Genomic DNA, 21,222 nt, shown 5'->3' with positions numbered 1-21,222 from the left:
TGGCCGGCCGCGTGCTGCGCTGCCTGCCGGCGTGGCGAGCCGCCGGTGCGGGCCTGGCGCCGGCCGCCTGACGGAGGAAAGCGGGCCGCGGCCCCAATGAAAAAGCCGACCGGCTTGCGCGGGTCGGCTCGGTGCAGGCGGGGCAGCGGTCAGCCGGCCGAGAACAGCTCGAAGTCAGCCAGCGTGGTGGCTTTCACGCCCGTCAGCAAGGCCACCTGGGTCAGCTCGGCAGCCGAAACGAGGCCGTCGGTGCCGCTCGAGTCGAAGCGGAAGACGGCCGTCGACGCACCGTTGTCGACGACAAACAGCGCCTGCTGGCCCTGCAAGTAGTTGCCGGCAGCGGTACCGATGACGAGCGCGGCCGACTTGGCGTTCAGGGCGCTGGCATTGGCGGTGAACAGCACCAGGGCCGCGTCGGCCGAGAACCCGCCCGGGGCGTCGGCCTGCCCGGCGCCGCCGTCGCCCAGCTTCAGCGCACCCACGTCCAGTTCGACGATGTCGGTACCGGACACGAAATCGGCGATCGTGTCGAGCGAAGCCATGTCGAGGCGGAAGTGGTCGGCGCCGATGCCGCCCGTCAGCGCGTCGTTGCCGGCGCCGCCCACGAGCGTGTCGGCACCGGCGCCGCCGGCCAGGCGGTCGGCACCGCTGCCGCCGACGATGACGTTGGCGAACTCGTTGCCGGTACCGGCGAAGCTGCCCGTGCCTGCGTACTCCAGCCATTCCACGCTGGCGCCGGCCTTGAGCGCATAGGTGGCAGCCGTCGAGAACACGACGTCGTAGCCGGCGTCGGCCAGTTCGACGATGGTGTCGGCCGCCGTGTCGACATGGTAGGTATCGTCGCCGCTGCCGCCGGCCAGGACATCATTGCCGCTGCCGCCGTCCAGCGTGTCGGCGCCGGCGCCGCCCTGCAGGTTGTCGTTGCCGGCCATGCCGGCCAGCAGGTCGTCGCCGTCATCGCCGACGAGCGTATTGGCGACGGCATTCCCCGTCAATTCGTTATCCAGCGCGTTGCCCGTCAGGTTCGTCGCCACGGTGCCGGCGACGGTGGCGTTTTCCACGTTCGCTTCCAGCACATAGGTCTTGCCGGCGGCCGTGTAGGCCACGCGGGCCGTGTCGATGCCGCCGTCCACGGCCTCGACGATCGAGTCACCGACGTTCTCGAGCACATACACGTCGTTGCCCGCCAGGCCGGCCATCGTATCGGCACCGGCGCCGCCGTCGAGCAGATCGACGCCGGCCGTGCCGGTCATCACGTCGTTACCCACCGTTGCCTTGCCGGCCAGCAGTTCGGCCAGCGTGACGGTGACGTCGCCGAAGCGCACGTTCTCGATATTCTTCAGTATCGTCCTGGCGCCGGCCGCCGTGGTGAGCAGCGTCTCGCCCACCACCAGGGCGCTGACCGTGTACGCCTCGTGCGCCTGGTCCAGCACGGCAGTGTCGTTGCCGACGCCGCCGTCCAGCGTGTCGTTGCCCGCGTGGCCGGCCAGCGTGTCGTCGCCGATGCCGCCGTTCAGGCGGTCGTTGCCGCCGCCGCTGCCGCTGTCGATCACGTTGTTCTCGGCATTGCCGGTGCCCGTGAAGGCGGCCTTGCCCGTGTACAGCAGCGCTTCCACGTTGGCCGCCAGCGTGTACGTGGCCAGGGTGGTGTGCACGCTGTCCAGGCCGGCACCCGCCGCTTCCGTCGTCTTGTCGCCGGCGCCGTCGACAAAGTAGACGTCGTCGCCCGCGCCGCCGGCCATCACGTCGTTGCCCGCGCCGCCGTCGAGCGTGTCGTTGCCGGCACCACCCAGCAGGTTGTCGTTGCCCACGCCGCCGGCCAGGCTGTCGTCGCCATTGCCGCCGTCCAGCGCGTCGTTACCGGCTGCGCCGTCGAGCGTGTCGTCGCCGTCCATGCCCAGCAGCGCATTGATGGCGCCGTTGCCCGTCAGCGTATTGCCCAGCGCATTGCCGGTGACGTTGATGGCGATGGCCGTGAGCGGCGTGACGATGGCGTTTTCCACCTGCTCGCCCAGCGTGTACGTGCCTTTCGCCGTGAAGGCGACCTGCACCGTGTCCACGCCCTCATCGGCCAGCTCGACCGCGTCGTCGCCGGCCACGTCGACGATATAGGTATCGTCGCCGGCACCGCCGACCAGGCGGTCGCTGCCGGCGCCGCCGTCCAGCGTGTCATCACCGTCGCTGCCGGTGATGGTCTGGCTGCCGGGCCCGGCGATATCGCCCGTCACGTCGGCCCACGTCCGCGTCACGCCGTCGGCGAACACGAACTGCTCGACGGCGCGCACGATGACGCTTTCGCCGTCCGGCCCGGTCAGCTTCAGGTCGGTGTCGTTCAGGCGCAAGCGGGTATACGCTTCGAAGGCCTTGGCCAGCACGGCCGTGTCCCCCGCGGGGCTGCCGTTGGCGCCGCCGTCGAACAGCGCGGTGCCGGTCGTGAAGCGCAGCACGTCGTCGCCCGCGCCGCCGTACAGGCTGTCCTTGCCGCCGTTGCCGTCCAGCGTGTCATTGCCGATGCCGCCGTCGAGGCGGTCGGCGCCCATGCCGCCCGTGATGGCGTTGTTCAGTGCATTGCCGGTGCCGGCGAAGGCTGCTTCGCCCATGTACGCCAGCTGTTCCACGCCGGTGCCCAGCGTGTATGCAGCCAGCGTGGTGCGCACCGTGTCGATGCCCACCGCCGCCGCCACTTCAACGACGGTATCGGTGCGTGAGTCGACGACATAGATGTCGTCACCGGCGCCGCCGCTCATCGCGTCATTGCCGGCGCCGCCGTCGAGCAGGTCGTTGCCGTCGCCGCCGGCCAGCGTGTCGTTGCCATGCCCGCCATACAGCGAATCGGCGCCCGTGCTGCCCGTCATGGCGTTGTTCAGCGCATTGCCGTGGCCGGCCAGGCCTGCCTCGCCCTTGAAGACGAGGTGTTCCACTTCCTGCGCCAGGGTGACGTTCACGGTGGCGACGACGGTGTCGGTACCGCCCCTGGCCAGTTCGACGACGACTGCGTCGACGTCGTTGACGAGGAAGGTGTCGTTGCCGGCGCCGCCGTTGAGCGTGTCGGCACCGCCGCCGCCGTTGATGGTGTCGTTGCCGGCGCCCGCGTTGACGATCTGCGCGTGGTCGCCGGCGCCGTGCTCGAGGAACCAGGCTTCGCTGTCGTTGCCGGCGGTGCCGTCGATAACGGTGATGACGGGTTCGACGATCGTGACGGCAACGACGGCGCTGGCGGCACTGACCTGGCCCAGCGCATCGGTGGCGATGGCGCTGAAGCTGTGTGCGCCGGCGCTGAGCTGGGTGAATTCGATCGACCAGCTGCCGTCGCCGGCCGCCCTGGCCGTGCCGACCACGCTGCCGGTGTCGTACAGCGTGACCAGTGCACCGGGATCGGCCGAACCGTCGATGACGACATGGCCCCGTTCAATGGTGCCACGGTCGACGAAGCCGCCGCCCTTGCCGGCGTCCACGCTGCCGCTGGTCATGGCCGGGGCCATTGCCGACAGCGCCGCTGCCGGCCCCACTTCCTCGATCGTGAACTGGGGCGCCGCCGGCGGCTGGCCGGTGCTGCTGCTGGCCAGGAACTCGGCGCCGCCGTCGACACCGGTGACCTGGTGGAAGACGCGCACGGTGCCGTCGTCGGCCCGCACGCTCCAGCTGACGGCCACGCGGCCGTCGGCCGTTTCCGTCACGGACGGCGCCAGCGCCTTGCCCTGCACGCCCTGGCTGACCTGGAAGGCGGCGCCGGCGGCGCTGCCATCGGCCAGGTAATGACGCGCCATGATGACCGAGCTGTTGTCCGTGCCCAGGCTGTCCCACGTGACGATGAAGCCGCCGTCGCGCAGGCCGGTGATGCCGTGCGCCTGCTGGAAGCCGGCGCTGGCCACTGCAACGGCTGCGCCGGTGGCCGAGCCGGCGGCGTCGAAGCGCTGCACCATGACGGTGTCGTCGGGCGTGGCGGGATTGCCGTCATCCTGGATCCAGCTGACCACGACGCCGCTGGCGGTGCTGCCTCCCATGCCGTACAGCGTGGCGGCCTGGACGTTGCTGACGACGCCGGTGGTCTGGACGGTCACCTCTCCGCCGAGCGCCTCGCCATCCCAGCGATACTGCTGCACGGCCACCGAATGGGCGCTGCCGTTGTCGGACTGCCAGGCCACCAGGTAGCCGTTGTCCTGCTCGGCGATGGCGACGCCGGACTGTTGCCCTGTCTTGTTCGTATTGACCGTGACGGTGCCGCCGGCGCGCAGGCCGGCGCCGTCGAAGCGCTGCGACTGGATATCGAGGTCGGCACCGCCGCCCTGCCAGGCCACGACGAAGCCGCCGTCCACGGTGGGCGCCACGGCAGGTCGGACCTGCTCGCCCGCAATGGCCAGCACGTCCGCCGCGCCGTTCTTGCTGCCGTCGGCATTGAAACGCTGCACGACGATGTCGGTATTGCCGCCGGTCGGCGTGGACTGATACACCGCCACCCAGCCGCCGTCGTACAGGCCCGTCACGTTGACGGCCGCCTGGCTGCCGGCGGTGGCCGTATTGACCGCCGCCACCACGCCAATGGCGGTGCCGTCGGCGCCGAACTTCTGGAAGAAGATGCCGTCGCCTTCGGCATCGGCACCGCGGTAGGCGATCACGTAGGAGCCGTCCGGCAGCCTGGCAGCGGCCTGCCCGGCCGCGCCGGTGCCGCTGGTGCCGACCAGGCGGTCCACGGGCGCCAGGTGCACGGCCTGGTCTGCGAACTGCAGGTGGCCGATGCCGTGCAGGATGTCGCTGCCGTCGCGTCCGGCCTGCAGGTCCGTCACGGTGATGCGGCCGTCGACGCCGGTTACGATGGTGTAGTCGGCCAGGTTGCCCGCGAACACGGCGGTATCGTCGCCGCTGCCGCCGGTCAGGCTGTCGTCGCCCGCGCCGCCCTGCAGCGTATCGTTGCCTGCGCCGCCGTCGAGAATATTGCCGCCCGCGCCGCCGACCAGCAGGTCGTTCCATGCCGAGCCCTCGAGGCCTTCAATATTGCGCAGCACGTCGGCACCGTCGGCGCCGAGCGAGGTGCCCGTCGCCAGGTTGGCCGTGACGCCGCCGGTGGCATTGCGGTAGCTGGCAAAATCGAAGCCGGCGCCGCCGTCGATGGTATCGGCACCGTCGTTGCCCACCAGGATATTCATGCCGGCATGACCGACGATGCTGTCGGCCATGTCCGTGCCGACGACGTTCTCGATGCCGCTCAGCGTATCGGCGGCGGCGCCATCGAAGGCGGTGCCGGCCATCAGGTCGACCGTCACACCGGTCTCCAGGCCGCCGAAATCGACCGCGCCGCTGTAATCGACGGTGTCGATACCGTCGCCGCCGTTCAGGACGTCCGCGCCATGCCCGCCCAGGATCAGGTCATCGCCCGCTCCGGCATGCACGGTATCCTGCCCGGCATCGCCGAACTCGCCGAACCCGCCCATAAAGATGTCGGCCTGGTCGGTGCCGTACTGCGTCTCGTCGGTGATATTGCCATAAATGACAGGACCCGTTACCTTGATCATGCTGCTCTCCAAGAGATATTTTCCACACGGCAATTTAACACGTGGAAAAATTACGCGCAGCAACAAAAGTTGCTGCGCGGGGAGTGCAGGGGCATGGATCAAATCATGGATGTTGCTTTTGGGCTACAAGCCACGCGAAGGATGTTGACACTGATAATAATAAATGGAAACAGTAATTTCCGCATAGAAATTTACGTTTCCACTTTATTATCTTCGGCCTGGGCATCTTGCATAGCCTGCGGTTCCAGCTCCTCGGCCGAAATATTCAGGCGGATAAAGACGCCCCATGCAACCAGCAGCACGGCGGCACACGCGCCGATAACGCCGGCGTGAGGCAGCAGTTCCGGGTGCCCGTGCAGCGACTGGAAGGCGGACACGAGGCATTCGATAGCCAGCGACACGATCACGACGATCATGAAGCGCGACAGGAACCGCCGCACCCGGGTCGGCGTGCTGATATTGGCCGAGCGCTGCACTTCTTCTTCCAGCACGGTCTGGCCCAGCTCGAAAGCGGCCACGGCGATCGTCAGCAGGCCGATGCATTCCAGGATGCGCACGAAGCGGGGCTGCTCGCCTTCGGCCACGGCCGAGGATAGCGCATGCCAGATTTCCAGGCCGGCCATGCCCACCAGGGCCAGGCCGCAGCCGAAGAACAGCAGGGCAACCGCGATATAACCGATGCCGAACAGTTTCAGCAGCACTTTCATGGGTTCGGCACTTTCAAGAGGGGACGTTGCAGGCGCGCGAGCGCATATCGATATGCGCGAATATTCGCAGAATTCGGCTCAGCAGGTCGCACGGCTTCCGGTACAGTCCTGGCAATTCCGATAAAATCCGTCTGGCAATCAACCTGGACCTCACCATGACCTTTCCCCCCCTCCTGCCGATCCTGCTGAACCTGGCCGCCGCCGTCCTGCTGCTGGGCTTTCTTTACCGCCAGCAGAAGCACCACGCCACGTTCACGGTGCGGGTCTTCACGGCACTGGGGCTGGGCGTGCTGCTGGGCGCGGCGCTGCAGGGCATCTACGGGGCCGCCAGCCCCGTCGTCAAGGCCACGGGGGAGTATCTCGACATCGTCGGCACGGGCTACGTGAAGCTGCTGCAGATGATCGTCATGCCCTTGATCATGGTGTCGATCGTGTCGGCCATCCTGAAGCTGCGCAATGCCAGTTCGCTGGGCAAGATCAGCGCCTTGACCATCGGCACCCTGATGATCACGACCCTGATCGCGGCCGCCATCGGCATCCTGATGGCCAAGCTGTTCGGCCTGACGGCCGTGGGGCTGACCTCCAGTGCGGCCGAGGTGGCGCGCGGCGCCTACCTGCAGGGCAAGCTGGCCGACACCCAGGCCCTGTCGCTGCCGAACATGATCCTGGCGTTCCTGCCGGCCAACCCCTTCCTAGACATGACGGGCGCGCGCAAGACGTCGACGATCGCCGTCGTCATCTTCTCCGTCTTCATCGGCATCGCCGCCCACGGCATCGCCGACAAGAAGCCGGAACTGTTCGTGTCCTTCGACCATTTCGTCAAGGTGGCCCACGCCATCGTCATGCGCATCGTCACCCTGGTGCTGCGCCTGACACCGTATGGCGTGTTCGCCCTGATGGCCCAGGTGGTGGCCACGTCCAGCTATGCCGATATCCTGAACCTGATCGGCTTCGTCGTCGCTTCCTACTGCGCCATGCTGCTGATGTTCGGCGTGCACCTGGGTATCGTCGCCGGCACGGGGCTCAATCCCCTGCGTTTCGCCAGGAAGATCGTGCCCGTGCTGACGTTCGCCTTCACGTCGCGCAGCAGCGCCGGTGCCATCCCGATGAACGTGCAGACGCAGACGCAGCGCCTCGGCACGCCCGAAGGCATCGCCAACTTCGCCGCCTCGTTCGGCGCCACCATCGGCCAGAACGGCTGCGCCGGCATCTATCCGGCCATGCTGGCCGTGATGATCGCGCCCACCGTCGGCATCGATCCGTTCACGGCGGCCTTCCTGCTGCCGCTTCTGGCGATCGTCATGATCGGCTCGGTCGGCGTGGCCGGCGTGGGCGGCGGCGCCACCTTCGCCGCACTGATCGTGCTGTCCTCGATGAACCTGCCGGTGGCGCTGGCCGGCCTGCTCATTTCCATCGAACCGCTGATCGACATGGGCCGCACGGCACTCAACGTCTCCGGCTCGATCACGGCCGGCACGGTCACCAGCCGGGTGATGGGCGAAACCGACATGGCCGTCTTCGACGGCGACGCCGAACTGGAGTCGGACGCGCAGCCCGCGTAAGAAGCTTCCTACGCCTGGGCGGCGTCACTTTCACGGTGCCCACCGCGCACCGTTTGCATGCGCCACGCTTTTGCCGTTTCGTCTAGTATTCGCACACCGAATCCTAGGGAAACAGCGCGATGGAACAGAAATGGCCCCAACAGATCTGGATCGTCCGGCACGGGCAAAGTGCCGGTAACGTGGCGCGCGAGGCGGCCGAAGCGGCCTCGCAATTGCTGATCGATATCGCCGAGCGCGATGTCGACGTGCCGCTGTCGGAACTGGGCATGCGCCAGGCCGACGCGCTGGGCGAGTGGTTTCGCGCCATGCCGCCGGAGCAGCGCCCGAATGTCGTACTGTATTCGCCCTATGCGCGGGCACGCAGCACGGCCATGGCCGTCGTCGAAAAGCTCGAGCGCGAAAGCCTGCTGTCGATGGTGGCCGACGAGCGCCTGCGCGAGAAGGAATTCGGCATCGTCGACCGGCTTACGCCCCTGGGCATCGCCGACAAATACCCCGAGCTGCACGAACAGCGCCGCCACGTCGGCAAGTTCTATTTCCGCCCGCCGGGCGGCGAAAGCTGGTGCGACGTGATCCTGCGCCTGCGCAGCGTGCTCGATACCATCACCCGCGAATACCGGGGCGAGCGCGTGCTGATCGTCGGCCACCAGGTTATCGTCAACTGCCTGCGCTACCTGTTCGAACGGCTGGACGAAAACGGCATCCTCGAAATCGACCGGGCCGGCGACGTACCCAATTGCGGCGTGACGGCCTATGGCTTCGATGCCAATGCCGGCAAGCGCGGCAAGCTGGTGCTGCAAGTGGCCAACTTCGTCGCACCGCTGGTCGAAACGGGCGTGCCCGTCACCGCCGGCAAGGACCAGCCGGCCGCACCGAAGGCATAAAGGATCAGCATGAGCCAGAACACGAGCCATACCTCGCAAGCATCGCATGAAAGCCCCGGCGACGTCGTCGACATCGTCACGCGCACCCTGCGCGAGTGGGCCCTGCCCGAACCGTCCTTCGACGGCGACAAGGAAGTGCGCGGCCACGTGCTGATCGTCGGCGGCGCCCGCGAAATGCCTGGTGCCGTGATGCTGGCCGCGACGGCGGCACTGCGCGCCGGCGCCGGCAAGCTGACCATCGCCACCGCCGCCAGCACGGCACCGCTGGTGGCGATGGCCATTCCCGAAGCGCGCGTGATCGGCCTGGCCGAAACGGCGAACGGCGGCTTCACCATCGAGGCCGCCCGCAAGCTGGGCGAACTGGCCGGCAAGGCCAGCGCCATGCTGGTCGGGCCGGGCATGCAGGACGAAGGCGCCACGGCCGAGCTGGTGCACGCCCTGCTGCCCCGCTTCACGGGCACGCCCATCGTGCTCGATGCGTGCGCCATGGAAGCGGTGCGGGCCGCCGGCGAACCGCACCTGCTGGACGAACCGAAGGACATGGCGCATTTCCGCTTCATCGACAGGGTGCTGCTGACGCCGCACGCGGGTGAGCTGTCGCACCTGACAGGTACGGACAAGGCCGACATCGCGGCCGATCCCCGTGGGGCGGCGCTGGCGGCAGCGCGGCGCTGGAACGCCGTCGTGGCACTGAAGGGCGCCACCACCGTCATCGCGGCACCGGAAGGCCGGCGCTGGCAGCACGAGGGCGGCAATATCGGGCTGGCCATCTCCGGTTCCGGTGACGTTTTGGCCGGCATCATCGTCGGCCTGGCCGCGCGCGGCGCCAGCCTGGAACAGGCGGCCGCCTGGGGCGTGGCACTGCACGCGTCGGCGGGCGATCAGCTTTCCATCAAGTATGGCGTGCTCGGTTACCTGGCGCGCGAGATTTCGGCCGAGGTGCCCGGCCTGTTGCGCACCCTGGCACCGGCCTAGGAAACCCTGCTGGAAAGGGGCGGTTCGTTGGTTCATTTGCCAACAAGTGTGCGAAAGCGAACCGACGGCGCGCTGGCCGGTCCGATAGTATGCAGATGGTTCCACGGCGGCAGTGGCAAGGATGCCGCACAGGACGCGCACTTGAGCGCTTTGTGCACTTGAGCGTTTTGCGCACTTGAGTTGGATATCGCGCTTGATGGCGATATGAATGCACGACGAGTCCCGGCGTTACGGATACGGCAACGGTCCGCCGCCACATGGTCAGCCGCATGGCTCGGCCATACCGCGCCGCGGTGCAGCTGCCCGGCACGGCATGAAGAGTCGATCGGCATCGCATTCCAGCGTTGTCGGCGATAGCAGTATGGACATCCCACCCACTTTGGAAAAAGGAGTCGACATGAAAACCTTGAGCAAATCCACCGCACTGATTCTCACCGCAGCGCTCTCGGCAGCACTGCTGGGCGCATGCAAGGACCGCAATGCCGACGTGCCTCCGGCCGACACCACGTCGCCGGCAGCAACCAGCGGCGGCACCACGGGCGCCACCGGCACCACGCCTGACACGGGTGGCACCGGCACCTCCGGCACCGGCGCGACCGGTACCACGGGCGGTGCCGTGATGCCGGACAGCACGACGACGCCGGGCGCCACCGGCACGCCGGGCACGCCCGGCACGCCGAGCGACACGACGATGCCGCCAGCCGGCGCTACCGGCACCCCGGGTACGTCCGGCGCTTCGGGCGCGGACGGCACCATGGGCTCCGGCACCGCCGGCACCAAGGAAGGCGCCAACACGCCAGCCGGCGCGACGCCGACCCGCTAAGTGGGCTGGGCGGCAGCCAGGCTGCCGCTTGCTGCACTGCAATAAAACAGTCGTAAAAAAAACCGGCGCCTCTCACGAAGCGCCGGTTTTTTCACGTGCCTGCCGCCCGCGGGCGGCAATCGGCTGCGATCAGAACTTGTAGTTGTACGACAGGCCGACCAGTTGCAGGTGGGTGGCCCACGTGCCGCGCGTCGTTTCGCCGTTACCCGTGCAGGTCAACAGGCCCGGGCGGCACTGGTTGGTGTAGCTGCCGCGGGCGTTCTTGAAGTCCAGGTAGCTGTAGGCCAGGTCCACGGACGAATTCGGCGTGACCTTCCAGTTGGCGCCGAAGGACAGCTGGAGGCGGTCGGCGTCCGGCAGCGCGGCGTGACGCAGTGCCTCGCTTTCGATCGGCGCGTCGTCATGGGCGATACCGGCGCGCAGCAGCACCTTCTCGTTCATCTTGTAGTTCGCGCCCAGGGCCACGCGCACGGTGTTCTTCCATTGCTGGCGGATCACTTCGTCGCCGGACTCCGTGCCCAGGAACTGGATGTCGATGTTCTGCATGCGCGAGTTCTTGGTCAAGGTCACGTCGAACATGCCGGCCCATTTGTCGTCGAACTGGTGGAAGCCGTTGACGGACACGGTTTCCGGCGTGCGCAGCTCGACCAGCGCGGCCGAGTTGACGTGGTGCGAAGCGGCCTGCAACACGGCATTGACCTTGGCATCTGTGGTGACTTTCGAGAAGTCCCAGATCGCGCCGCCACGCAGCTCGTGCTTGATCGACGAACGGTAGGCGATACCGAAGCGGGTGCTTTCCGTCGGCATGTACATATAGCCCAGGTTGATGCCGTAGCCCCAGTCCTTGCCTTCCACGCTGGCGTGGCCGTCGCGCACCGATGCCAGTGCGGCCGGGTTGCCGCCGGCGGCAACGATCTGGCGCAGGATGGCGCCGCTGGTGCCGGCGGCCTGGGCCGCTGCCACGGAACCGGGCACGTCCACGCCCTGGCCCAGGCTGGCTTTCATGAACTCGGCGTTCAGGCCCAGGCCGAAGGAATGGTGCTCGTTCGGCTTGAAGGCGATCGACGGGTTCAGGTTGATCGAGGTGAGCTTGATATTGGTCAGCGCGTAGCGGCCGGACCAGTTCCAGTCATAGCTCAGGTTGGTGCCGTAAGGCACGAACATACCGAAGCCGGCCGTCCACTGGTCGTTCAGTTTCTGCGTGTAGTACAGCGACGGTGCCGCCACCGCCTTCGGCACATAGTCGTCCTGCGACGTCAGGCCGCCCGTGCTGGTGCGCGTGAAGCGGGTCGAGCCTTCGTCATTGAAGGTCGAGTGCGGCACGACGGCGGTCACGCCGCCCATGATTTGCTTGCCGTCCAGGCGCGCCATGCCGGCCGGATTGGCGAACACGGTCGAGGCATCGTTCGCTTCGGCGCCGTTCGCTTCGGCCGTGCCTTGCGACGACACGCTCTGGGAACCGAAACGGTAGCCGGAGGCGGTGGCGGAAACGGACACGGCGGACAGCGCCGCGGCAATGATCAGGGTCAGGTATTTTGGGGTCACTTAAAGTCTCACTATCTATAGTTATTGCTGTTTCAATAAGGCAGCCCTTGCCGGCGGGCGGGATGATGGGCCACGAGCCGCGAGCATACTACAGCTTTGATGTTTTTGATACGAGTGTGCTATTTGTGCATGGCAACATGTCACACGTCAACAACGCTAGCGAATCGCCAGTCAAACAGGCGGATTGCAACAGAAAAGGGCCGCATCGAGCGGCCCTTTTCGAACAATCCACGGTCGTAATTTCCGTCAGGCAGCCTTCGCCAGCGGCGCCTCGACCTTCTTGCCGCGTCCCGTCACCTTGCGTACGCCGGCATTGACGAGTCGGTAGACGAGGCGGATCAAGGTCAGCGCCAGGATCACTTCGATGGCCGTCAGCAAGCTCGCCACCGCCACGTTCCACCGCTCGGCGCGGCGGTTGAACTTGGCAAACATGCGATCGCGGGTGATCTCGATGCTGTCGTAGAAGGTCGGCACCATCAGCAAGGTCAGCAGGGTCGACGTGATCGTGCCGCCGATGATGGCGATCGCCAGCGGCCGGTAGAACTCGCCGCCCTCGCCATGGCCGATGGCCACCGGCAGCATGCCGGCGATCAGCGCGAACGTCGTCATCAGGATGGGACGCAGGCGCATGCGGCCCGCATACATCAGCGCATCCTCACGGCCGTAGCCCTCCTCCTCGCGCTTGCGCGCCGCGTCCAGCAGCAGGATGGCGTTCTTTGCCACCAGGCCCATCAGCATGATGACCCCGATCAGGCTCATCAGGTTGATCGTGCTGTTGGTCAGCAGCAGCGCGATGACGACGCCGATCAGCGACAGGGGCAGCGACAGCATCACGGCACCGGGCGCAGTGAACGAGCCGAACTGCATGACGAGGATCAGGTACATCAGGCCGATACCGGCCACCAGCGCGATGGCCATCTCGGTGAACACTTCCTGCATGTCCTTGCCCGAGCCGCCCAGCGCCAGTCCGTAGCCGGGCGGGAAGTCCATCGCCTTGGCCAGCTTCATGGCGTCGGCCGTCACTTCGCCGGGCGAGCGGCCCTGCACGTTGGCGGAGACGGAAATGACGCGGTTGCCGTCCTTGTGGCGGATCTTGGCCGGGCCCTTGCCCATCGTGATCGTGGCGATCTGGTCCAGCGGCACCATCTGGTTGGTGCCCGTCACGGCGATCGGCAGGCGTTCGATGTTTTCCGCGCTGGTGCGGTCTTCCGGCGCCAGGCGCACGGCCACGTCGCGTGATTCGCCCGTCGGATCGACCCAGTCGCCCACTTCGATGCCGGCAAAAGCCACCCGCAGCGCCGAGGCGGCGTCGCCGGCGGCAATGCCCATCGAGTTGGCCAGACCGCGGTTCAGTTCGATCTGCAGCTCGTCCTTCGGGTCCTGCTCGGACAGGCTGACATCGACGGCGCCCGGCACCTTCTTCAGTTCGTCCATGAAGCGGTTGGTGATATCCATCAGCTTGCGCGTGTCCGTGCCCGTGAATTCGATCTGCACGGGCTTGCGGTCGCCGTTGGCCAGGTCGTCCAGCACCGTGTACTCGGCGCCGACCAGCTGGGCCAGCTTGCCGCGCAGGTCCTGCGCCACTTCCAGCGCGCCCCGCTTGCGCTCGTGCTTCTTGCCGATCTTGACGTACACGCGCCCGCCCGTCAGGTTGACGTAGGCATTGGTTTCCTTGATTTCCGGCAGCTGGTGGGCCATTTCGGCCGCCTTCTGCACTTTCAGGCGCGAGTATTCCAGGCTGCTCGACGACGGCGTGCGCACGTCGATGGCGATGGTGCCGAAGTCGGTCGACGGCACGAAGCTGGCGCCGCCGAACTTCACCTGCAGGCCGATGGCGGCGATGAAGGTGGCCACGGCGATGACGGCCATCCACCGGCGGTGGTGCAGGGCCCAGGCGATGACGTTGCCGTAGCGGTCGGCCTGGTGGTCGAACCACACATTAAAGCGCTGGAAGTATTTCTCGATGCCCTTGCGCGGCGCATCATGGTGGCCCGGCGGGTCGCCCCAGAAGGCCGACAGCATGGGGTCGAGGGTGAACGAGATGAACAGCGACACGGCCACCGAGCACGTGACGGTCAAGGCGAACGGCCGGAACCATTCGCCCGTGATGCCGGGCATGAAGGCCACGGGAATGAACACGGCCATGATGGAGAAGGTCGTCGCGGCCACGGCCATGCCGATCTCGGCGGTGCCGTTCAGGGCCGCCGTGCGGCGGTCGAATCCCATCTGCATGTGGCGCACAATGTTTTCACGCACGACGATGGCATCGTCGATCAGCACGCCGATGGCCAGCGACAGGCCCAGCAAGGTCATGAAGTTCAGGGTGAAGCCGCACAGCCACACGCCGATAAAGGCGGCGATGACGGAGGTGGGCAGCGACAGCGCCGTGATGAGGGTCGAGCGCCACGAGTTCAGGAAGACGTAGACGACGAAGATGGTCAGGCCGCCGCCCAGTACGAGTGCTTCGATGACGTTGTTCAGGCTGTCCTGGGCATCCTCGCCGCCGTCTTCCGTGACATCCAGGGTGGTGCCGGCCGGCAGCGTCTTCTGGATCGCCTTGACTTCCTCGTGCACCTTCTTCGACAGCGCCACCGTCGACGCGTCGCGCGAACGGATGATGGAAATGCCCACGTTGGGCTGGTTCGAGCGCATCGACAGGCCGTTCACTTCGGCGAAGCCGTCCTCGATCGTGGCCACCTGGGCCAGGCGCACCAGTTCGTCGCCATTGCGCTTGACCACCACCTGCTGGAAGTCCTCGGGGCGTTCGATGCGGCCGACCAGGCGGATGCTCTTCTCTTCCAGGCTGCCGCGCAGCTTGCCGACGGGCGCATTGGTGTTCTGCATGCGCAGCGCGTTGGTGACGTCGCTGACGGAGACATTGTACTCGCGCAGCTTTTCCGCCTTCAGCAGCACGGACAGCTCGCGCCGCAGCGCGCCGTCGACATTGACGGCGGCCACGCCGTCGATGCCGCGGAATTTGTCGGCCAGTTCGTCCTCGGCCAGGCGCGAGATGGCTGCATGGCTCTGCTTGGTGGACGACAGCGACAGCTGCATGACGGGCTGGGCCGCCGTGTCGATGCGTTGCAGAACGGGCTCGCGCATTTCCAGCGGCAGCTTGTAGCGTACCGATGCGATGGCGTTGCGGATCTCGTCGGACGCTTCGATCAGATCCTTGCTGAAGGTGAATTTCATGAAGATCGTGGCCGAGCCTTCCGAGGCCGTGCTGTTGGTCTCGGTCACGCCCGTGATGCTCTGCAGCGACTTCTCGATGCGGTTCACCACTTCGCGCTCCACCGTTTCCGGCGACGCGCCCGGATACGGGATCGACACGACGATGAAGGGCACCTCGACGTCCGGGTTCTGGTTGACGCGCAGTTTTTTCAGGGCCATCAGACCCAGGCACATCATCGCGACGATCAGCACGATCGTCGCGATGGGCTTCTTGACGCTGAAGTCGGACAGGAACATATCAGTTTCCTTTGCTGGCCGTGGCCGGCTGGGCCGCCGAGGCGACGTTCTTCGGCGTGGCCAGCTGCACCGGCTGGCCGTCATGCACGGTCGGGCCCGGCGCGCGCAGTACCTGGTCGCCCGCCACGAGGCCGGACTTGACCTGCCACTGACCCGTGCGCTCGTCGCGCGTACCGATGGCCAGGTTGACCTTGGCCAGCTTGTCGCCCTTGATCTTCCACGCGTAGCTGGTGTCGCCCGCCTGCACCAGGGCCGACGCCGGCAGCATCAGCGAATCGGCCGTTTCCGTCTCGACCCGCCCTTCCGCGTACAGGCCGGCCACGCGGGGCTGCAGCTTGTCGGCGAACTCGACCAGCACTTCGACCTGGCGCGTGACGGGATTGGCGGCCGGGTCGACCCGCTTGACCTTGCCCTGGAAATTCTGGCCCGGATAGCCGTTCACGCGGAACAGCACGGGCTGGCCCACCTTGACGACGCCGATCTTGTCGGCCGACACCATGCCTTCGAAGCGCATGCTGGACGGATCGATCACCTTGATCAGTTCCTTGCCGATCTGGGCCGTGTCACCGTTCGATACCTTGCGCTCGGACACGATGCCGTCGAACGGGGCCCGCACATTCGTGCGCGAGAGCTGCTGGCGGGCCTGCGCCAGGCGCGCCTTGGCCGCCACCACTTCGCTTTGCGCGCTGTTGCGGCGCACTTCCGCGTCCTCCAGCGCCTGCATCGACGTCATGCCGGACGTGCGCAAGGTCTTGTTGCGCTCCAGCATGCGTTCGGCCTGGTCCAGCACCTGGCGCGCCGAACGCACCGCTTCCTCGGCCGACGTGAGGCTGTCGCGGATCGACGTTTCGTCCAGCCGCACCAGCAAGTCGCCCTTGCGCACGGCTTCGCCGTTTTCCTTCAGCACCTGCAGCACGACAGCGCCCACTTCGGCGCGCAGGTCGGCTTTGCGCTCGGGCTGGATCGAGCCCGTGATGACGGGACCGGCAGCCAGCGCATTGCTTTGCACGGTCAACAGATCCTCTGCCGACACCAGCAGCCTTGGCTGCTTCTTGTCGGCCCCCTTCGCGCCCGCGGCGGGCGTGCCGTCGGCCGCCTTGTCGCCATCGGGTGCCGGCTTGCCGCAGGCGACGAGCGCCGAGGCGATGGCGAGAGCTACTAGGGTATTTCGCAACATAGAGAATCTCCGAGAGGTTTTGGACTGCTTCAGACGAAAGCCTGCTTTTATTATGGAAACGCTGCCGCGCGATCTCTGCAGTGAGATGCGGAACCGATAATTGTGTTATCAGGATAACAGCCGAAGAGTATCCCCGAGCCCTGCCCCGAGGTCAATTCATGGAATGCCGAAACGCGGGAATTTGTGGCTGGACTGCGGAAAAACGCCGACAGACTGCAAAACGGGAACCCGGCAGTGGGATTGCGCCGGGGTTACGCGGGGCAGCGGACGCCGCCCCGGCGGGAAACCGGCCGGCTCAGCCGCGACCGAAGACGGCGTGCACCACGTGGCCGATGGCGATGCCGGTACACAGGCCGCCGATGATTTCCACCACCGTATGGCCCATCCGCTCGCGCAGTACCTTGAAGACGGGCTTGCCCTCGGCCAGCAGGTTGATGGCGGCGGCCTGCTTGCCCACATGCTGGCGCAGGCTGTTGGCGTCGATCACGACGATGAAGCACAGCGCCACGGCCACGCCGAAGGCCGGATGGCCGATGCCTTCGCGCAGGGCGATCAGGGTGGCCATGCTGGACACGACGGCGCTGTGATTGGACGGGAAACCGCCGTTGCCGACCAGATTGAACGCCCATTGCCGTGCCTTGATGCTGTTGATCAGGAATTTGATCGGGCCCACGGTGATCCAGGTGAGCAATGGCGTAACGAGATATGCGATGTCCATGGTTATTCCAAAATAGCAATTCTCCATTATCGCAGAAGCCGGCTCCCCCGCGAAAGCAGGTCCAGTAAAATCGCCTCACACAAAAACGATTAGATCAATAAGGGGAAACGTGCATGAAACACTTCAGAATTTCGATTCTCGTCACCGTCATCCTGATGATGCTGGCGGTCTGGTGGGGCTATGAACAGGCGGGCATCCGGGGCGCGCTGACGGCGTTCTGGATCACCGGCGTGCTGGGCGTGATGGAAGTGTCGCTGTCGTTCGATAACGCGGTGGTGAACGCCTCCGTGCTGAAGCACTGGAACCCGTTCTGGCAGAAGCTGTTCCTGACGGTGGGTATCCTGGTGGCCGTGTTCGGCATGCGCCTGGTGTTTCCGCTGGCCATCGTGGCCGTCGCGACGGGGCTGGACCTGTTCCAGGTCTGGACCATGGCCACGACGACACCGCAGGAATATTCGCGCCACCTGATGGACGTGCACGCGGAAGTGGCGGCCTTCGGCGGCGCCTTTCTGCTGCTGGTCTTCCTGAACTTCCTGTTCGACGAGGAAAAGGACATCCACTGGATCGGCTGGATCGAGAAAAAGGCGGGCAAGGTGGGCACCGAGGGGCTGGCTATCCTGCTGACCCTGCTGGCCGTGCTCGTCTGCGTGGAGCTGGTGCCGGCCGAGAAGCATTTTTCCGTGCTGTACGCGGGTGTCGTCGGCATCGCCATCTACGTGGCCGTCGGTTGGCTGTCGAGCCTGCTGGAAGAAGAGGAACACGACCCGGCCCTGGGCAAGATCGTCCAGCGCGGCAGCATCGGCGGCTTCCTGTACCTGGAAGTACTGGACGCCTCGTTCAGCTTCGACGGCGTCATCGGCGCCTTCGCCATCACCAGCGACGTCGTCATCATCATGCTGGGCCTGGCCATCGGCGCCATGTACGTGCGCTCGCTGACGGTCTACCTGGTGCACAAGGGCACCCTGGACGAATTCATTTACCTGGAGCACGGCGCCCACTGGGCCATCGGCATCCTGGCCGTCATCATGCTCGCCAGCGTCAAGTATCACATTCCCGAGTGGTTCACGGGCCTGTCCGGCGTGGCCTTCATCGCCGTGTCGCTGTGGTCGTCCCTGAAGTACCGCAAGGCACACCGCGCCGTCCCGGCATGACGATCGGCCCAAGGCATGGCGGCGGCAGGGGCGGCAAAGCCCCCTGCTGGCGGGACGATGCAGTAATATCACGGCTTTCAACTGCCGGCATTCCATCCCCATGACACGCTCCTCGCGCCTCATCCTCACCTTCATCGGCCTGATCGTGGCCGCCATCCTGGTCCTGTGGGTCTGGGCCATGGTCACGCTGAACTTCTCGTATTCCGAAGGGGAGCGGGCCGGCTTCCTGCAGAAGTTCTCCACCCGGGGCTGGATCTGCAAGACGTGGGAAGGCGAGATCCTGCTGACGTCGATGCCCGGCGCGATTCCAGAGAAATTCGAATTCAGCGTGCGCGACGACGCCGTCGCCAAAGAGCTCTCCGCCGCCATGGGCAAGCGCGTCAACCTGACCTATTCGCAGCACAAGGGCGTACCGACCAGCTGCTTCGGCGAGACGGAATACTACGTCGAGAAAGTGCAGGTCCAGTAAGCAATATTGCTCCAAAAATGGGGACAGACCCCATTTTTGAAGCAACTTTCGTCGCAGGCGCTTACTGCGCCTGACGCGCCTGGTCCAGCAGCTGCTGCTTGGCGGCGGCCAGTTGCAGGGTGGCGTCGGCGGCCTTGCGCTGCAGGGCGGCGTGGGCCTGGGCCGTGGCCATCAGGGCCTGCTGGGCGGCGGCCTTTTCCTGTGCCGCCAGGGCGCCCTGCTCTTCGGCGGCAGCCCGTTCTTCGCTGGCGCGGATGGTAGCCGCGTGCGCCGCCAGACGGCTTTCGATGGCGCGCGCGGCCCGTTCCTCGGCGGCCACGGCCGCTTGCTGCTGGGCCTTCTGGGCTTCCATCAGCGCCTGGCTGTGACGCTCCTTTTCCACGTATTCCCGTTCCGCCTGCAGCAGCGCGGCGACGGCATCGGCCTTGTCCTGCTCGGCGCGCGCCCGTTCCTTGTGCACGGCCGACAGTTCCACTGCCAGGCGTGCCTGGGCCGTGGCGGCCTGGGCGGCCAGTTGCTTCTGCTGGGCTTCCACTTCGTTCTGTTCGGCCACAGCGCGCAGCGCGGCTGCTTCTTCCTGGGCGGCCTGCGCGCGCAGCGCATCGGCGGCGGCGTTGCGGGCGAAGGCTTCGGCCTGTTCGCGCTCGGCGGCGGCGCGTGCTTCGGCGGCGGCGGTTGCCCGTTCTTCCTCGGCCAGGCGTGATTTCAGCGCGACGACCGCCTGCTGTTCCGCGCTGGCGCGGGCCTGTTCGGCCGCCAGCAGCTGCGCAGCCTGTTCGGCCCGTTCCTGGGCAATCGTGTTGGCCGCTTCCAGCGCTGCGGCGTGCTCCGTCAGGCGCGCCAGTTCCACACTTTCGGCGTCATTACGGGCCTGGGCCAGTTCGGCCGCGCGCTGCGACTGCACGGCCTGTTCGGCGGCCAGCTGGGCGGCGCGCTCGTGCTCCTGCGTCTCGACGGCTGCGGCCACGGCGGCGGCCTGCTCGGCGACCTGGCGCAGTTTAGCCTGTTCCGTCGCCGTGGCCTGCGCTTCGACCCTGGCCTGGGTTTCGAACTCGGCCTGCTGCTCGGCCTGCACGCGCGCCATCGACACGGCGTGCAATTGGCGGTCCGCCTCGATGCGCGCTTCAGTGGCGGCCATGATGCGGGCATCGGCATCGCGGCGGGCCTGGGCGGTGGCGGCGGCCATCGCTTCCATCCGCTCGCGGTGCTGGGCGGCATCGCGGATTTCCTTTTCCGTCTGCAGGCGCAGGTGCAGCGACAGCGCAGCGCTGCGGTCGGACTCGGCCTTGGCCAGCGCGATGGCTTCCCGTTCCTGCTCCAGATGGGCCAGCGCACGCGCTTCCTCGGCGGCGCGCACTTCGGCGGCGGCGCGGGTGAAGGCCGATTCCAGCGCGACCTGGTCGGCCCGCTCGCGTTGTCGGGTCGCTTCCAGGGCTTCCGCTTCCACTTCCACCAGCTGCTGCGCCGTCTGGCGCGCACCGTAGGCGGAACGCTCGCGTTCGCGCGCCAGGGTGGCCATGCGGGCGTCGGCCGTGGCGATGCCCATCACTTCTTCCTTGGCGGCCTGCACGGCGGCGACCCGCTCGGCCGCCTGCATGCGGGCCTGGTCCGTGTGGACTTTCAGTTCGTCGGCAGCGCGCGAGGCCTGCTCGGCCAGAAGTGCTTCCGCTTCCATCTGCTCGGTGGCGCGGCGGCGGCTTTCCTCTTCGGCGCGGGCGCGGTGTTCGGCGGCCAGGCGGATCTGGTTGTCCGCCTCGACGCGGGCACGCAGCTCGGCCGTTTCCTGCTTCACCGCTTCCAGGCGGGCCACACTGGCCTGGGCGGCGGCGCGCAGGCTGTCCAGGCGGTCGCGGTTGGCGGCGATGGCTTCCTCGGCGGCCTGGGCGTTCTGCAGCGCCACGGCGGCGGCGGCGGCATCCATGGCGGCGCGGTCCTCGGCCAGCGCGCGGGCGCGGGCTTCCGCGTGCGCGCGGCTTTCGGCGGCGCAGGCTGCCTTCGCTTCCGCTTCGACACGGGCGATGGCCTGGTGGATGGCGCGCATTTCCATTTCCGCGCGGGCCGGGCGGGCGTCGTCGTTCGCCGCTGGCGGCACGTCGTCATAGGCATGTTCCTCCGGCATCTCGTCGGCGGAGCGGGCAATGTGCAGCGTGGGGGCCAGTTGTGCGTGCATGACAGTCTCGTTTCGGCAGAAGTGCGGCAATGCGGAGGATTTCCGAGTTGCCATTATCAGCCG

13 protein-coding genes and 1 pseudogene are annotated in these 21,222 nt (G+C 66.8%); 6 read left to right on the top strand and 8 right to left on the bottom strand.

What is annotated here, in order from left to right:
• Nucleotides 1-149 precede the first annotated feature (149 nt).
• The 3 genes and pseudogenes from GM672_RS30010 to GM672_RS19820 all read right to left on the bottom strand — a co-directional run bounded on the left by GM672_RS30010 (nucleotide 150) and on the right by GM672_RS19820 (nucleotide 6,217).
• A complete protein-coding gene (locus tag GM672_RS30010; RefSeq protein ID WP_371867085.1) occupies nucleotides 150-2,855 on the bottom strand; it encodes a hypothetical protein in 2,706 nt (901 codons plus the stop codon).
• Nucleotides 2,856-3,029: 174 nt separating this feature from the next.
• Nucleotides 3,030-5,429: pseudogene (locus tag GM672_RS30005) on the bottom strand (Ig-like domain-containing protein); the annotation flags it as partial.
• Nucleotides 5,430-5,701: 272 nt separating this feature from the next.
• On the bottom strand, nucleotides 5,702-6,217 hold the full coding sequence (locus tag GM672_RS19820; protein ID WP_155472264.1) for a hypothetical protein: 516 nt from the start codon (nucleotides 6,215-6,217) through the stop codon (nucleotides 5,702-5,704).
• A 155-nt stretch (nucleotides 6,218-6,372) separates the two neighbouring features.
• Here GM672_RS19820 and GM672_RS19815 point away from each other — a divergent pair, with 155 nt between their 5' ends.
• From GM672_RS19815 to GM672_RS19800, 4 genes are all read left to right on the top strand, one after another.
• The gene (locus GM672_RS19815) at nucleotides 6,373-7,779 is read left to right on the top strand and encodes an L-cystine transporter (protein WP_155472263.1); all 1,407 of its coding nucleotides are present in this window, start codon (nucleotides 6,373-6,375) and stop codon (nucleotides 7,777-7,779) included.
• Between the two features lie 119 nt (nucleotides 7,780-7,898).
• The gene (locus GM672_RS19810; RefSeq protein ID WP_155472262.1) at nucleotides 7,899-8,663 is read left to right on the top strand and encodes a histidine phosphatase family protein; all 765 of its coding nucleotides are present in this window, start codon (nucleotides 7,899-7,901) and stop codon (nucleotides 8,661-8,663) included.
• A 9-nt stretch (nucleotides 8,664-8,672) separates the two neighbouring features.
• On the top strand, nucleotides 8,673-9,638 hold the full coding sequence (locus GM672_RS19805) for an NAD(P)H-hydrate dehydratase (RefSeq protein WP_155472261.1): 966 nt from the start codon (nucleotides 8,673-8,675) through the stop codon (nucleotides 9,636-9,638).
• Nucleotides 9,639-10,035: 397 nt separating this feature from the next.
• On the top strand, nucleotides 10,036-10,461 hold the full coding sequence (locus GM672_RS19800) for a hypothetical protein (RefSeq protein ID WP_155472260.1): 426 nt from the start codon (nucleotides 10,036-10,038) through the stop codon (nucleotides 10,459-10,461).
• A 129-nt stretch (nucleotides 10,462-10,590) separates the two neighbouring features.
• Here the strand turns inward: GM672_RS19800 and GM672_RS19795 are convergent, their stop codons facing one another.
• The 4 genes from GM672_RS19795 to GM672_RS19780 all read right to left on the bottom strand — a co-directional run bounded on the left by GM672_RS19795 (nucleotide 10,591) and on the right by GM672_RS19780 (nucleotide 17,369).
• Entirely contained in the window at nucleotides 10,591-12,006 is a 1,416-nt protein-coding gene (locus GM672_RS19795) for an OmpP1/FadL family transporter (RefSeq protein WP_170300157.1), read from the bottom strand.
• 246 nt (nucleotides 12,007-12,252) lie between these two features.
• On the bottom strand, nucleotides 12,253-15,474 hold the full coding sequence (locus tag GM672_RS19790) for an efflux RND transporter permease subunit (RefSeq protein WP_155472259.1): 3,222 nt from the start codon (nucleotides 15,472-15,474) through the stop codon (nucleotides 12,253-12,255).
• Between the two features lies 1 nt (nucleotide 15,475).
• Complete coding sequence (locus tag GM672_RS19785) at nucleotides 15,476-16,651, bottom strand: efflux RND transporter periplasmic adaptor subunit (RefSeq protein WP_155472258.1); 1,176 nt, start codon at nucleotides 16,649-16,651, stop codon at nucleotides 15,476-15,478.
• A 295-nt stretch (nucleotides 16,652-16,946) separates the two neighbouring features.
• Nucleotides 16,947-17,369 (bottom strand): divergent PAP2 family protein, encoded by a 423-nt coding sequence (locus tag GM672_RS19780; protein WP_155472257.1) that lies wholly within the window; start codon nucleotides 17,367-17,369, stop codon nucleotides 16,947-16,949.
• Nucleotides 17,370-17,482: 113 nt separating this feature from the next.
• Between GM672_RS19780 and GM672_RS19775 the strand changes: the two genes are divergently transcribed.
• Together GM672_RS19775 and GM672_RS19770 are read left to right on the top strand one after the other, a co-directional pair.
• Entirely contained in the window at nucleotides 17,483-18,520 is a 1,038-nt protein-coding gene (locus GM672_RS19775; protein WP_155472256.1) for a DUF475 domain-containing protein, read from the top strand.
• A 100-nt stretch (nucleotides 18,521-18,620) separates the two neighbouring features.
• Nucleotides 18,621-18,989: a DUF8785 domain-containing protein gene (locus GM672_RS19770; RefSeq protein ID WP_155472255.1), complete on the top strand. Its 369-nt coding sequence runs from the start codon at nucleotides 18,621-18,623 to the stop codon at nucleotides 18,987-18,989.
• Nucleotides 18,990-19,050: 61 nt separating this feature from the next.
• Here the strand turns inward: GM672_RS19770 and GM672_RS19765 are convergent, their stop codons facing one another.
• Nucleotides 19,051-21,159, bottom strand: a complete 2,109-nt coding sequence (locus GM672_RS19765) for a coiled-coil domain-containing protein (RefSeq protein ID WP_155472254.1) — start codon at nucleotides 21,157-21,159, stop codon at nucleotides 19,051-19,053.
• Between the last annotated feature and the right edge of the window lie 63 nt (nucleotides 21,160-21,222).

Origin of the sequence: Pseudoduganella buxea, assembly GCF_009720835.1 — a bacterium.
GTDB classification, from domain to species: Bacteria; Pseudomonadota; Gammaproteobacteria; order Burkholderiales; family Burkholderiaceae_D; genus Rugamonas; species Rugamonas buxea.
The sequence above is the reverse complement of the archived record's forward strand: the minus strand, read 5'-3'. Positions and strand labels throughout refer to the sequence as shown.